Source organism: Acetobacter tropicalis, assembly GCF_001580915.1.
Taxonomy (GTDB): Bacteria; Pseudomonadota; Alphaproteobacteria; order Acetobacterales; family Acetobacteraceae; genus Acetobacter; species Acetobacter tropicalis.
This window is the reverse complement of the sequence record NZ_LHZQ01000219.1, coordinates 55,024-68,829: the sequence shown is the minus strand read 5'-3', so window position 1 is coordinate 68,829 and position 13,806 is coordinate 55,024. Positions and strand designations below refer to the sequence as shown.

General features: G+C 58.0%; 16 protein-coding genes. 7 read left to right on the top strand and 9 right to left on the bottom strand.

What is annotated here, in order from left to right:
• Positions 1-43 precede the first annotated feature (43 nt).
• Positions 44-505, top strand: coding sequence for an NUDIX hydrolase (locus tag AD944_RS13380; RefSeq protein ID WP_045542551.1), 462 nt, complete (start codon positions 44-46; stop codon positions 503-505).
• A gap of 171 nt (positions 506-676) precedes the next feature.
• On the opposite strand, the gene AD944_RS13375 is transcribed toward AD944_RS13380, so the two are convergent.
• The 7 genes from AD944_RS13375 to AD944_RS13345 all read right to left on the bottom strand — a co-directional run bounded on the left by AD944_RS13375 (position 677) and on the right by AD944_RS13345 (position 5,292).
• Positions 677-1,192, bottom strand: a complete 516-nt coding sequence (locus AD944_RS13375; protein ID WP_373317185.1) for a disulfide bond formation protein B — start codon at positions 1,190-1,192, stop codon at positions 677-679.
• Positions 1,189-2,535 (bottom strand): alpha,alpha-trehalose-phosphate synthase (UDP-forming), encoded by a 1,347-nt coding sequence (locus AD944_RS13370; protein ID WP_045542549.1) that lies wholly within the window; start codon positions 2,533-2,535, stop codon positions 1,189-1,191. The genes AD944_RS13375 and AD944_RS13370 overlap by 4 nt, the downstream gene beginning before the upstream one ends.
• A gap of 3 nt (positions 2,536-2,538) precedes the next feature.
• Positions 2,539-3,282 carry a trehalose-phosphatase gene (otsB, locus tag AD944_RS13365; protein ID WP_045542582.1) on the bottom strand — a complete coding sequence of 248 codons (744 nt, stop codon included), beginning with the start codon at positions 3,280-3,282 and terminating at the stop codon, positions 2,539-2,541.
• Between the two features lie 165 nt (positions 3,283-3,447).
• Positions 3,448-4,059 (bottom strand): DUF2155 domain-containing protein, encoded by a 612-nt coding sequence (locus AD944_RS13360; RefSeq protein ID WP_236709232.1) that lies wholly within the window; start codon positions 4,057-4,059, stop codon positions 3,448-3,450.
• A complete protein-coding gene (locus AD944_RS13355; protein WP_045542580.1) occupies positions 4,056-4,274 on the bottom strand; it encodes a hypothetical protein in 219 nt (72 codons plus the stop codon). The genes AD944_RS13360 and AD944_RS13355 overlap by 4 nt, the downstream gene beginning before the upstream one ends.
• Before the next feature lie 43 nt (positions 4,275-4,317).
• Positions 4,318-4,866 carry an outer membrane lipid asymmetry maintenance protein MlaD gene (gene mlaD, locus AD944_RS13350; RefSeq protein ID WP_006557122.1) on the bottom strand — a complete coding sequence of 183 codons (549 nt, stop codon included), beginning with the start codon at positions 4,864-4,866 and terminating at the stop codon, positions 4,318-4,320.
• A gap of 57 nt (positions 4,867-4,923) precedes the next feature.
• Positions 4,924-5,292: an NADH:ubiquinone oxidoreductase subunit NDUFA12 gene (locus tag AD944_RS13345; protein WP_035382501.1), complete on the bottom strand. Its 369-nt coding sequence runs from the start codon at positions 5,290-5,292 to the stop codon at positions 4,924-4,926.
• A gap of 180 nt (positions 5,293-5,472) precedes the next feature.
• Here AD944_RS13345 and AD944_RS13340 point away from each other — a divergent pair, with 180 nt between their 5' ends.
• The 6 genes from AD944_RS13340 to AD944_RS13310 all read left to right on the top strand — a co-directional run bounded on the left by AD944_RS13340 (position 5,473) and on the right by AD944_RS13310 (position 12,939).
• Positions 5,473-7,038, top strand: a complete 1,566-nt coding sequence (locus AD944_RS13340) for a TSCPD domain-containing protein (RefSeq protein ID WP_045542548.1) — start codon at positions 5,473-5,475, stop codon at positions 7,036-7,038.
• A gap of 190 nt (positions 7,039-7,228) precedes the next feature.
• Complete coding sequence (locus AD944_RS13335) at positions 7,229-7,693, top strand: RidA family protein (RefSeq protein ID WP_006557119.1); 465 nt, start codon at positions 7,229-7,231, stop codon at positions 7,691-7,693.
• A 15-nt stretch (positions 7,694-7,708) separates the two neighbouring features.
• Positions 7,709-8,863, top strand: a complete 1,155-nt coding sequence (locus AD944_RS13330) for a GNAT family N-acetyltransferase (RefSeq protein ID WP_045542547.1) — start codon at positions 7,709-7,711, stop codon at positions 8,861-8,863.
• A 164-nt stretch (positions 8,864-9,027) separates the two neighbouring features.
• Positions 9,028-9,936 carry a bifunctional methylenetetrahydrofolate dehydrogenase/methenyltetrahydrofolate cyclohydrolase gene (locus AD944_RS13325; protein WP_006557117.1) on the top strand — a complete coding sequence of 303 codons (909 nt, stop codon included), beginning with the start codon at positions 9,028-9,030 and terminating at the stop codon, positions 9,934-9,936.
• Entirely contained in the window at positions 9,933-10,682 is a 750-nt protein-coding gene (locus AD944_RS13320) for a methylenetetrahydrofolate reductase (RefSeq protein WP_045542546.1), read from the top strand. The genes AD944_RS13325 and AD944_RS13320 overlap by 4 nt, the downstream gene beginning before the upstream one ends.
• Before the next feature lie 580 nt (positions 10,683-11,262).
• Complete coding sequence (locus AD944_RS13310) at positions 11,263-12,939, top strand: tetratricopeptide repeat protein (protein ID WP_236709231.1); 1,677 nt, start codon at positions 11,263-11,265, stop codon at positions 12,937-12,939.
• 89 nt (positions 12,940-13,028) lie between these two features.
• Here the strand turns inward: AD944_RS13310 and AD944_RS13305 are convergent, their stop codons facing one another.
• Positions 13,029-13,523 carry a kinase inhibitor gene (locus tag AD944_RS13305; protein ID WP_035382448.1) on the bottom strand — a complete coding sequence of 165 codons (495 nt, stop codon included), beginning with the start codon at positions 13,521-13,523 and terminating at the stop codon, positions 13,029-13,031.
• Between the two features lie 17 nt (positions 13,524-13,540).
• Positions 13,541-13,759: a hypothetical protein gene (locus AD944_RS13300; RefSeq protein ID WP_035382449.1), complete on the bottom strand. Its 219-nt coding sequence runs from the start codon at positions 13,757-13,759 to the stop codon at positions 13,541-13,543.
• Positions 13,760-13,806: the final 47 nt, after the last annotated feature.

Below are 13,806 nucleotides of genomic sequence, written 5' to 3'. Positions count from 1 at the left end.
TGGACCTGAAGCCCCATTCAGTTATTTGGTTGATAGAAGCGTAATGACACAAACATCCCCTTTTATGCCCCGAGCAGGTGTTCTTGCCGTGGTGCGGCGCGGTTCCGACTTCCTGTTGATCCGACGCGCCAATCCGCCGGATGCAGGGCTATGGGGATTTCCCGGTGGGCGCATTGAGCCCGGTGAACCCCTGCTTCAGGCTGCGGAACGGGAGTTGCAGGAAGAAACCGGCCTCTGCGCCAAAGCCACGCACGTTGCTGATGTTTTTGACAGCCTGCATTATGACCCCGATGGCACACTGACGTTTCATTACATCATCATTGCCGTATGCTGCACAGAAACAGCACCGGCCAGCCAGATACCCTGCGCAGGTGATGATGCGCTGGAATGCCGCTGGTTTTCCTACAAAGCCATTACTGAATTGGGGGCAACTGCAAGCAAGCGTGCCGCCAGTCTTGCTAAGCATATTTTGCAAGAAGCACACATTCCCGAAAACCAGACATAACCCGTTTTGAAAACCAGCTTCTGAACACTACTGAGAGTTTTTTTGGCTGGGAAAGCAGAGATTTTTGCAAGCTGATGCAGATAGAGGCACCGGAACACGATGCCTCTGTAGCAGATGGGAAAAATGCAGCATTCTCCGACAGACTTATCAGGCTGCCTGTCGGGTGCTGCCTTAATAAAAAATCCGTCTGGCTGTACGGGCCGCTTTGTATTTCCATACGGAAAACACAGCCAGAATAGCGGCTGCGTACAGCCCCCCCATAACACTCATGGAAAGCGGCAAGGCCGGCACAAGATAAGTAGGAGCATCGCAGGGTTTGGAGGGACGCAACGGCATGGACGCCAGACGTTCCGCCATTGTACGGCCACTGATATGCGGTGCGTGGCACCCCGGAAACGGGCTAGGCCACCATTGCCACTCTACCCCGGCGTGGCACGCAGCCAGCCCGACTGATGCCAGAAGAACAGGCACAGCCAGCCACAGCACTGGACCACCCGCCGCACCCGGCAGAACAATATCGATAATGCCAATCAGAATGAGAATGCGCCACGGCCAGCGTTCTACCAGACACAACTCACACGGCGTGATTTGCAGAACATGTTCCACCCACCATGCTACGCCCAGCGCCAGCCCTCCGGCCAACGCCAGAAATAATCCCATTTTCCGATGAACCAACGCAGCCTTCACGCGCGCTTTACCTTTGCCAACGTGCCGATGAAATCTCGCGCCCAGCTTCCTGCCGTAACACGCCAGATATCAGGCTGCAAAAGGGCCCATCTGGCCTTTCGTTCTGCCTGTGGCATGATAAGCGCCTTGTGCAGGGCCTCTGCTATTTCATCGGCATCATGCGGATTGACCAGCAGGGCATCTTCCATCTCAGGCGCCGCACCTGCAAAATGTGAAAGAACCAGCACTCCGGGGTCTTCCGGATCCTGTGCCGCTACGTATTCCTTGGCTACCAGATTCATGCCATCCCGCAGCGGTGTGACCAACGCAACATTGGCCAGCCGGTAAAAACCTGCCAGCAGATGGCGCGGCACCGGGTGCGTCAGATAGCGCACGGGGGTCCAGTCAAAATCACCATAGCTGCCGTTAATACGACCTACGGCTTCATCCAGCCCTTGCTTCAGCAGACGGTATTCCTCAACATCCCCACGGGAAACTGGCGCAATTTGCAGGTAAACAACCTTGCCCCGGTGTTCAGGGTAGCGCTGAAGAAAGGTTTCATATCCTTTCAGACGCTCAGGCAATCCCTTTGAATAATCCAGCCGGTCCACACCAATAATCAGCGGTTTTCCTGCCAGGCTTTCACGCAGACGCTCCACCTCCGCCACATTTTCTCCAGCCTTGGCCTGCTCGGCAAAGCTTTCCGGATCAATGCCTATGGGGAAGACCTGCGCCCGCGCCTTCACACCGCAGATGGAAAAACCATCATTCATGTTACGCGCATCATCTTCTGTCTGTAGGCCGATAACATCATAGGCCTGCATGTTTTGCATAAGCCTTGCCCCGCCCGGCAGGGCCTTCATCAGGCTCCATGGCGGGAAAGGAATATGCAGGAAGAAGCCTATGGGAGATGTCACGCCCAGATCACGCAATGCCTGCCCTAACGGAAACAGGTGGTAATCATGAATCCAGATCAGATCATCAGGTTTTAAAAGTGGCAGAAGCTTCTGGGCAAACAGTTCGTTCACGCTCAGATAAACTTCTCGATCTTTCCGGTTATATTCCATCAGGCCTGCACGGTAATGGCAGAGCGGCCATAGGATGGCGTTGGAATATTTCTGATAGAATCCGTCAAACTCAGCGTGAGTCAGATCTATCGTGGCGTAGGTCACATTTTCCACATGATCGATGCTGACATCGCGGTCTTCCTGCTCATGCTCGGAAATCTGCTGGCCAGACCACCCGAACCACAGGCATTGCCCTTCACTCAGTGCATCGCGCAAGGCAACGGCAAGGCCGCCTGCGGGCTGATGCCGGTCACGCGGGGCAGGAACGCGGTTGGATACAACAACAAGACGCCCCATCCTTTAGCGCTCCTTTCCAACCAGTATCCCCAGCCAGTCCCGAAACGCCGCAGGTGTTGGAAAATCCGTGGGGATGCGCAGGCCAGCTCCGCCCAGCCTTTTTGCTGCGGCAATGCCATCCTCGTCCGTTACGTCATCACCCACAAAAACTGGCTTTCGGCCTGCAAAGGGGGCCGCTTCCATCAAGGTGGAAACAGCATAGCCTTTGTCCACGCCTGCGGGTCGGATTTCCCACGCCATTTTGGCGGCCTGCAAATGGAACGCGCCATCTGCTTCCTTCATCCAGCCCTCGGCAGCCTGCCGAAAAACCTCGCCTGCTTCAGGAACAGCGCGATAATGCAGCACAAACCCGGCCTGCTTGTGTTCCAACCGGGAACCGGGCCAGGCTTCCACCAGTTTGCGGGCGGCAACCAACCAACTTTGCGGAACAGTAGGCAGAGCAACCCGTTCGATCGGACCACCCGGACGATGCCGAACCGCGACCCCATGCTCCCCCGCCACGGCAAAAGGCACATCTCCGAGGAAATGGTCGATCTGATCAATCGGACGACCGGAGATAACCGCAAGGGCATCTCCACACGCTGCCCGCAGACGACTCAATGTTTCCAGCAGGCCGGGAGGCACCACCACAGAATCAGGTGTCGGGGCAATATCAACCAGTGTTCCGTCAAAATCGAATAAAAAAGCCGCCTCCTTCACGGGGGGAACCTGAAGGCGGAACTCATTACCGGAAAAAGTACGGACCACGTGCACCTCGTCTTACTATCTTTTCAGGCTCCGTCCCTCGCCTTCAGGGTCGTCAGAGCCTGTTGCTGAACGATGCCGGAGCCAACGGCTGACGACAACCACCCCGCACGGCAGGGCTGGTCATGCATTCTGTGGACACACTATGGAGAAAATGCGTCCTTAACCTTAATATTCGCCGCCATATTCAGGTATGGCTGGTGTCTGGTTCTGGCCAGCGGGCGCTGCTCCTGTAGAGGGAGCCTGCCCGCCTGCCCCGCCATCACTCCCGGTAGAAGGAGGGGTGGCACCAGAAGGTTGCGTCAGCACCGGTACGCTCGGTGTGGGCAGTGGTGGCGCAGCAGGGGCAACATTATCCCCTTCACACCGCACCATCCGCACATCGTACACAGCACTTTCAAACACACCCAAAGCAGGTTCCGCCGCCAGCATCCAGCCTTTGAACGTTGCCCCATCCGGGTGCGTGTCATGCAACTCCAGCCAGCCTGCGGCATCCGGAGATAATGTTTGCGGCCGTTCCAGACAACGGCCCGCTGATATCTCTAAACTCTTGTAATGTGCAGTCGTTCCAACCGGAACCGAGATCACTTCCACATGAGCATCCAGCCGATCCAGCACACGCACAACGGCGGTAGCTTTCCCCTGCCATGTGTTGGGGGGATAAATAGCCGGAGGGGCAAGCGGCGTGCCGACGGCATGAGCGACGGAAACAGCGCCTGCGCTCACGCTGCAGGCCATGACACAGGCAAGGGCGATTTTGCGCATCTGTATGCTTTTCATGCGCCACTCCCCCGGCGGGGGGAGACGAGAGCCGTTACAAGGTCAGCCAGCCGGTCACGCATCACCTGTTCACTTACCCCCATTAAAACCGCATCCTCAAACGCATCACGCAGAACGTCCTGCACTTCCTGCCAGTTTTCTTCCAGCACCTTTAATTTTTCCACGCAGGAAACGGGTTGTCCGTCGTCCTGCGGCCAGATTTCAGGGGTTTTCATCTCGCTATTTTTCTCCACAGCCGCGCACACCAGGCGTTCTGCCTCAAGGCAGATCACCCTTCCCCGCATCAGCCGGGGCAGCGGGTTGATCCTTGGCCGCATCCTTGTTGGCGCGGGTAAGTGTGTCCGTTACAGAGAAAATAAATTTGCTCAGCAGTTGTTCAAGACTGATCGAACCCTGGGTCTGATTGACCATGGCGTTCGGTTTCAGGGTTTGATCATCCCCACCAGGAGAAAGGGCAATGTATTTACCGCCCAGAAGACTATCACTGGTGATGATGGCAGCACTATCCGTTGGCAATTTGATATCGGGCCGCACGGTGAAGGTGACTTCGGCCTTGTAGGTCGTGGGATCAACCCGTTCCTGGACCACCTGCCCAACGGTAACACCTGCCAGCCGCACATCCGAACCCACGCCCAACCCGTCTATGTGGGAAAAGCTGGCATGAAGCGGATAACCCGTACTATCGGTTTTCCGGCCTTCCCCCACTACAGCGGCGACAAGCATGAGGGCGAGGGCTATCAGCACGACCACACCCGTTATGAGTTCAACCGAATTCCGCCGTGCGGTTGCTGATGTCACTGAAGCCATGAATCCTGTTGCACTCCCTGCTCTGGATTTTCCTCTTAGCAGGGAATGCGTCCGAGATCACGCATCCGGCGTCCAGGCGTCATAATCTCCTGTGGCAGGAGGTTTCTGCCCGCTGCTGTATGCACTGCCCGGCGGGCTATAGCGCTGCGCCGTGCCGGTCATGTTGGGTTGGTACGGAAGCTGCCATGGCTTGCGCTCTTCATCAGGAATGGGCGCATCCAGCGTATGGTGCAGCCACCCCCACCATTCCGGCGGCACGGCGGAAGGATCTTCCCCTTTCAGGTAGATCACCCACCGTTCAGGCCGGTCAAGCCCGCCGCCACGGCGTGCGGGGCCGGTCGATTCGTAATAGCAGCGCCCTTGGGCGTCCTTGCCAACCAGCCGCCCTTTGCGGCGCGTATACAGCCGTGTTCCGATATTTGCCATGAACGGGATGATAAAACCGCTGGCAAGGCGCGGTCCATGCCTTTTGGCCGCCTGTTCGATCAACTGCGCTCGATTGGAAAAAAGTTATCCCCCATATCCTCATTATACCGGGGTCTGTATAATCTGCAGAGGGGTCTGACCGGGTTCCATCGGCCTGTGCACAGGGCGTAAACTGCGGGCATGACAAGAGCCAGACGCCATTGGAACGGTGTGCTCATGAGCACACTACAGGCCGCAGCAGACCCGGATGCTCCTTTCCGCTCCGTAACGCTGCCCGCTGAGTGGGATACCGACGCAGCTTCTGCGCTGGCCCAGCTCATATCCGGCACGGACGCAATAGACCTCCCGCGCGCGGCCTCGCGCTGGGTGGACGCCCTGACACAGGATGACGCCACTGCGCGGTCTCTCATCTGGCTTCTGCTCATGCGTCAGGCGGCTCCGACAGAAGCCGTCTGGGCATGTGAGTTCGATCGACCACCGGGCTTTGTGCTCAATCTGGCCGCTTTTGTCTCTCCGGGGGAAGGGTTTGCCGCAGAAACCTTTGTGGCGGCCCTGCGTCTGCTCTCCCGCGTGCTGCGTGATGCCTCCCACACCATGGGCAACCAGCGCAACGGCGAGCTACCCCTGCCTGATCTGTTTGCACCCCAGTCTGAAAACACTCAGCCTGCCGTCAAGAGCTCTGATGTGGATGGCGCAGGCACTGCCCCGCGCTGTGCCGGGGACATCCTGCTGACCAATCTGGATGCGTGTCTGGCTGGAGTAGGGCTGGACTATGATAGTGAAGATGGCCGTGCCGCCGCATGCGCCATTGCCACACTGGCAACGCTGACAGCCCATTCCGGCTGTGGCCCCGAGTCCCTGCCCCTTCCGCCTGTGCGGACCGTTTTGCCGGGCCTGAGCGAAACACTCCGGGCCGTGTGGAATGAAGCTGCGGTAGAAACTGAAAATCCGCTTGAAGCCATTGAAACCGGCTTCTCCACCTCCGGGCCAGTCGATGGTGTGCTGGGCGTGGAAGCGTGCGGCCTTGCTCCCGTTTTCTCCCTGCTGCGCCCGGATGGACGGCTGGCTCAAAGCACCGTCAACCGGTTGGAGGCCCGAGGCTTCACTACAGAAACCGCGCTGGCAGCCGCGCTGGCTGGGGAAACCGTACTACCCTTGCCTGGGCCCACCGCGCACATGGCCATGTATCGGGCGCTGACCGGCTTTATTGACCGCATGCCAGCACGGCCAGACCCGGCCGCCCAGCCGCTACGCCGCAAGCTGGAACGCGGAATGCGCCGTGCGCTGCCCCACCGCCACGGCGGCTTTACCCAGAAAACAGCCATTGGCGGCCACCGCCTGTTCCTGCGCACTGGAGAGTATGAAGACGGAACGCTAGGCGAACTGTCCCTCACCCCCACGCGGGAGAGCGCCATGGTGAAAGGGCTGATGGAAAGCTTTGGGGAAGCCGTGAGCATTGGCCTGCAATATGGTGCGCCGCTGGAAGAATATGTGAACAGCTTTGCCTATTCCTGCTTCGGCCCCTCCGGCACGGTGGAAGGCGACCCCGTGGCCACCTACGCCACCTCCATGCTGGATTATGCCTTTCGCGCTTTGTCTGAAGCCTATCTGGGTAAAAAGCTGCCCGACGGCCCCCATCAGGACATGCAGGGCGAGCCTGATCCGTTGTTGCCGCTTGATTTCCCGGCGGATGAGAGCGACCCTGCCCCCCGCAAACGAGGCAGCCTGCGGCTGGTTGTCAGCTAACGGAACTCTGGTCCTCTAGCCCCGGCGCTGCCCTGCACTCTGTTGCGGGGGATACGCCGGAGCCAAACGGAGCGGTTTTCTATCGCCGGCCCTCCCTTTCGGGGCCGGCTTTTAGCCTGCCGGGGCAGCCTCTTTTCCCGCCGCATGCGCCTTTGATGGCGCACGCGGCACCCTGAACGGAGATGATTGTATGAGCACCACCCCTGAAGCACGTCTGGCCGCACTAGGTATCACCCTGCCCACACCCGCTGCTCCTGTTGCCAACTATGTAGCGACCGTGCAGACTGGCAACCTGCTGGTTCTATCCGGCCAGTTACCCATGGTTGACGGCAAGCTGTTCGCCACAGGCAAGCTGGGTGGCGCGGTATCTGTTGAAACCGCTGTTGAAGCTGCCCGCTACAGCATGATCAACGTGATCGCACAGGTTAAGGCCGCCGTGGGTGACCTCAGCCGTGTGAAACGCGTGGTGCGTCTGGGCGGATTTATTGCCTGCACGCCAGATTTTACGGCTCATGCATCCGTCATGAATGGTGCCTCTGATCTGGCCGTGGATGTATTTGGTGATGCTGGCCGCCATGCCCGCTCCACCGTGGGTGTGCCATCCCTGCCGCTGGATGCCCCGGTTGAAGTGGAAGGGTTGTTCGAAATCGACTGATTGAGAGGATGCGCCATGCCGGACTGGTCTGTTTCACTCCACGAAGGCATCCATTCCCTCACGGCAGAGGCGTGGGATGCCTGCGCGGGGTCAGATAACCCGTTTGTCAGCCACGCCTTTCTCTCTGCGCTGGAAGACAGTGGTTCTGTCTCCCGCCGCACGGGCTGGATGCCCCGGCATGTCAGCCTGCACGCCCCGGATGGCACCTTGGCGGCCGTCTGCCCCGCTTATCTGAAAGGGCATTCCTGGGGCGAATACGTGTTTGACCAAGGCTGGGCCCGCGCTTTTGAAGCCGCAGGCGGCCAGTATTATCCCAAACTGCAAATTGCCGTTCCTTTTACCCCGGCACCCGGCCCGCGCCTGCTTGTGCACCCTGATGCTCCCCCAGAAGCTGCAGCCGTGCTGGCAGATGCCCTGCGCCAGATATGTGGCGATACCGGCCTTTCTTCCGCCCATGTCACTTTCTGTCAGGAGCAGGAAAGTGCCCTGATGGCCAAACGTGGCTGGCTGCATCGGCTAGGGCTGCAATATCACTGGCATAACCGGGGTTATCAGGGCTTTGAGGATTTTCTTGAGGCGCTCTCATCCCGCAAACGCAAGGTCCTGCGGCGCGAGCGGCGAGACGCCAATGCGGCGGGCCTCACCTTTCATACCCTGCGCGGGAACGACATTACCAAACCCGAGTGGGATGCGTTCTACAGATTTTACCAGAACACGGTGGACCGCAAATGGGGCAGCGCCTACCTCACCCCTGCTTTCTTTCCTCTGCTTTCAGAACGGCTGGGGGAACGGGTTGTACTGATGGTAGCGCGCAACGGTGAAGAAACAGTAGCCGCCGCCCTGAACCTGCTGGGCAAAGATACTCTGTACGGACGCAACTGGGGCTGCACGGGTAACTGGCCGTTCCTGCATTTTGAACTCTGCTATTATCGCGCCATAGACTTTGCCATCGCACATGGACTGAAACGTGTAGAAGCCGGCGCACAGGGGGAACACAAGATCCAACGCGGTTATGTGCCCAGCCTCACCCATTCCGCCCACTGGATTGAAAACCCTTCCTTTCGGGCCAGTGTAGCGAACTTTCTGGAACACGAACGCTCAGCAATGACGGAAGAAGCCCAGGCGCTGGGCCAGCTTTCCCCCTATCGGCAGGATAACGCCGCAGAGTAAGGGAGCCCGCCACATGTGGCGGCTGCCGGTTTATCCCTGCTGCCCTGACATGCGCGCAGAAAACTGCGGCTGTACCGGGCTGCGGCATTGTCCCAAGGTGTTTTTTTGCGTATGCCTCCAACACTTCAGACCGCCCCTTCCCGATTAGACTGGCAGCAGGAACGATGAGCGCATCCTCTCCCCTTTCTTCCGACCATCAGGCCTCCCTGATTGATGGCAAAGGCTTTGCCGCCTCCCTTCGCGCTCAGATCCGCGATGATGTGCGTACTTTCCATGATCAGTACGGCGTCACGCCGGGGCTGGCTGTCATTCTGGTAGGGAATGATCCGGCCAGCGAAGTCTATGTGCGCAACAAGGCGATCCAGACTCATCATGCAGGCATGCGCTCCTTCATGCACATGCTGCCGGAAACAACCTCTGAAACCGAACTTCTGGCGCTGATTGAACGCCTGAACAACGATCCGGAAATTCATGGCATTCTGGTTCAGCTTCCGCTGCCCAAAGGGCTGGACGCGCGGCGTGTGACCAATGCCATCCGCCCCGAAAAAGATGTGGATGGACTGGGAGAAACCAACGCAGGGCGTCTGGCAATCGGGCTCCCCGGTCTTGTGCCCTGCACCCCGCTGGGCTGCCTGCTCCTGCTGAAAGACCAGTTGGGAGACATGCACGGCCAACACGCCGTGGTGATTGGCGCATCCAATCTGGTCGGCAAGCCGCTGGCCCTGCTGTTGTTGGCCGAAGGCTGCACGGTCTCTATCGCGCATATCCATACGCGGGATACCGCTGCATTGGCCCGGCAGGCCGACATTCTGGTGGTAGCCACCGGGGTACGTGAACTGGTGCGGGGTGACTGGATCAAACCGGGGGCCACGGTCATTGATGTGGGCATCACCCGCGTCACGCTGGAAAACGGCAAAACCCGGTTGGTCGGCGATGTTGTGTTTAACGAAGCCGTCAAAGTGGCTGGCCGTATCACGCCAGTACCGGGTGGCGTCGGCCCCATGACCATTGCCTGCCTACTGAAAAATACTCTCACGGCTGCGCGCCTTCTAGTAACGGGAAAACCGGAATGAGCCTTTCACGCCTCTCCGTTGAACTGATCCCCCGCAGCACGGAAGCCTTGCTGGAAGATGTTGCCAGCGTAAAGGCTCTGTTTCCCGCAGCCGATACGCTGAACGTGCCGGATCTGATGCGCTTTCCGCTGCGCAGTTGGGATGCTGCTGCCTTGATCCGCCCCCACTTTGCGCGGGTTGTCCCCCACATCCGGGCGATTGATATCGCTCCAGATGCCCCTCTGCCCGGCGCAGATCAGCCGGGGCTTGAAGAAGTGTTGGTCGTGCACGGAGATCCGCCGGCAGATCTGTCCCACCGCACCTACCCCAACAGCACGGAAAGCATTATCCGCCGCTACAAAAAGGAAGCGCCTCACCTGCGCATTTATGCGGCATTTGATCCTTACCGCCGTGCGCCATGGCAGGAACTGGAGGACGTTGCCCGCAAGAAAGAGGCCGGGGCGGAAGGATTCTTCACCCAACCCGTGTTTGACCTGAAACTGTTTGACCTCTGCCGCGAATGGCTGCGGGATGAAACCGTGTTCTGGGGCTTGTCTCCCGTTATCGGCCCACGCTCACGCTCTTATTGGGAAACCACCAACCATGTGGTGTTCCCAAAGGATTTTGAACCCACGCTGGAGGCCAATATCCATTTTGCCCAGACCGTATTACGGCACCTCTCGCAGGAAAAAGGGCGGGCTTATCTGATGCCGCTTCGCGTAAAACTGGATCAGTATCTGCCACCGCTGTTAGAGGCACTGGCATAAAGGCAGGTCTGTTCTTTCTGACTGCCCACAAAAACAGTCTGACCTGATAAAATTCCTCTTTCAGGAACGCCGTTTCAGGATAAAGTTTTGAAATGGCGTTTTTTCTTCTCTCATGGCATGGCGCGCTGGTGGGTTACACAGGCCTGCACATGCATCCCGCTTCCTTCACGGATGTTCTGTTCCGTGCGGTCTCCCCTGTCGTTTTACATGATGATGGCGCAGTAGAGCCGTGTGACGCTTTACAAAAGTCGTTCCGGTCGACTCAATTCCAAACAGACCGCTTATCGCGCTAAAGGCAAACGCGCATTACCTCTCCAGCCGCGGGCTCGACAAACTTGACGCCGCACCCATTTGCGCTGCCTGGGAACATTTTCTGGCCATCCCCACCACGCTTCTTCCCCTTCTGAAAGATCTGACGACCAGGGACTGGCACGAAAACGGTCGCTGGGTTGGACGGGCCGTATGCCACGAACACCATATTCATCTGGGAGACCACAAGTGGCCTGCTGAAGCCCTTCAGGCCGAACGGAAGGGGGATACACTCACCCTATGGAGCGAAGACTCTGATCAACGGGTAACGTTGACACAATGTCCCTCCCGCACCCTTTCCGCGTTGTTGGAAACACTGACAGAGCGGCTACAGATGGGGGAAATCCGCCCCAGTCAGCGCACCCCATGGGCCGTATCTGAAGAATTACGTGAGCATATCCTCAAGGTTTGTGTGAATCCGGGGGATACCGGGTATCTGCTTCATCTAGCGCGCGCGTGTGGCTTTTTTGAACTCTGGGATCTGGCAGCGGGCCTCCTCTCCTGCGCACGCACGCAGGATACCAACCCGGATCTGATCTATTACGCCGCCATTCTGGCCCTGCGCACCAAAGAGTATGAAACGGCCGCGCAACTTCTGCACGAGGCCCTGACGACCCGTTTCCCCGATATCACTCTGGAACGAATTCAACCTTTGCTCACTCGGCTGAAGGGAGGGGAAGACGCTCTGCTGGATTTACCCAGACAATTGCGCCGCATGGGCCTATCCATGTTTGACGGACTTTTTAACCAGCTTCTTGTTCCCATGCCGTTGGCACGCCAGAATGGCCACGACCTACGCCAGGCCTACAGCGAACGGTTTGAAGAAACCTGCACAGGCCAAAATATTCCGCATCGCCTCAAGCTTCTGGCCGCAGAAGCCCATCTCAATGGCATCAGCTATTGGGAGGAAGTGAACATGGCGCATGCAAGCTGGCTGGCGGGCCTGTGCAGAGAAGCCGATACCCATTATGCAAATGCAAAAGCCTTGGCGATTGAGACGAAGATTAATCCCATTCATTATAATTGTGGAGTCTTCTCCTGGTTGAGTGAGGGTGAATGCAATTCACTCTCCTCCCGCGCCGTGCCAGACCGCCTTGGCGTATCTGATTGGAAATGGCATTTCAGCCCGGAAGAAAACGCCGCCGCCATCCCTCCGGCCCTGGGTCTCGTCTTTGGGTGTGATTCCAAATATTTCCGCTTCATTCCCAAGCTGATCCTCTCCCTTGTCCGGGCCTGTCGCGCCGATCCATCAGGGAGTGCCATTCACCTCTTTATCGGGGTGGAACAACCCACCATGGAGCAGTTGACGTTCCTGACAACGGTTTCAGAATGGCTGGCCACGCATGACCCAAAGGTCAAGCTGAGCTTTGCTCACGGCACGCTAACATATCGAGATGGCGCAACTTACACAGCCATACGGTATCTGATGCTGCCTGAAATTGTGGCCCGCTTCCGGTGCCCGCTTATCACGGCAGATTGTGACGGCTATTTCCCGGCAGACTTCGTGGCCTTGTGGCGGCAGATGGCGAACTCATCCGATTACGGGTTCCGTCTGTACGCCTATAACCATGAAGGCAAACAGGTTATGGGCGAACCATGGGGATTTGGGGCTGGCATTTCCTATTTTGGAGAGCCCGACCTTCTGCCCCCCATTGCGCATTTTCTCAGTGACTACCTGAATACCGCCTATAGCCCCCAAAACCCCACCAACTGGTGTGTGGACCAGTGTGCGCTGGCCGCTGCCTTCCGGCGTTTTGTAGCCCCCCGCTGGAATGATCTGCGTATCAAATTCATGGATGAAGGGGCTCCCCTAATGGTCATGCCGCATCATGTGGGAGGGAAAGAGGCCCTGCTGAGCCATGATGGCAGCGTATCCATGGTGGATGTGGTGGTGGAACTGGCCCGCCACACTCCAGCTTCTGCCTCTTCTGTCTCGCTTTCATCCTGAAAAACAAAAAGGGAGGCACGTAGGAGCGCCTCCCTTTTTTTACTTCACAGAAAATCCTGTGACCTCCCGGCTTCTTTAGAGTCGGAGGGTTACGATGCTTTGCCGCCATAAACAGCCGTAAGGCTGGCCGCACCAAGACTATGATGATGCACCATGAAACCAACCAGAGCCGGGCTCGACTCTGCGGTTACGTCCAGTTGAAGCACATCCAGCGCATGCACCGTAAAAACATAATGATGCACCGGTCCGGGCGGAGGAGCTGCCCCACCATATCCCGGCACGCCGAAGTCAGTCCGCACCTGCAGGGCCCCTGCGGGGAGCCCGCCTTTGCCTGACCCTGCACCTTCGGGCAGGCTGGTCACGCTTGCAGGAATATTGGCAACCACCCAATGCCACCAGCCGGACCCTGTTGGAGCATCCGGATCATACACTGTGATCACGAAGCTTTTGGTGCCCTCCGGCGCGCCTTTCCACTCCAGCGCGGGGGAAAGATTCTGCCCGGATTGCCCCATGCCGTTGTAAACCTGGGCCTGCGGCAGGGTTGCGCCCTCAGTAAAAGCCGGGCTTGAGAGAACAAACGCCATGATGTGCTTTTCCTTTGTTACCAGTTGCGGCTGATCAGCCAGAATTCTTCAGAAGTCAGGGTAACGGCCTTGCCAGCGTCAGATTCAGCCGCAGCACGGGCCAGAGCTTCAATCCGTTCAATCATGATGATCTTGCGCTGATGCGCTTCAGAAGATTCGTTGCTGGCCTGCAAAACACCCAGGGAGGTTTTGGCTGCTTTGGCAACCCGGTCTGCATCAAGCAATGCGTAAGACATTCTCTTCTCCAAATTTTCTCATACAAACAGGAGTGGACTTTGAACCT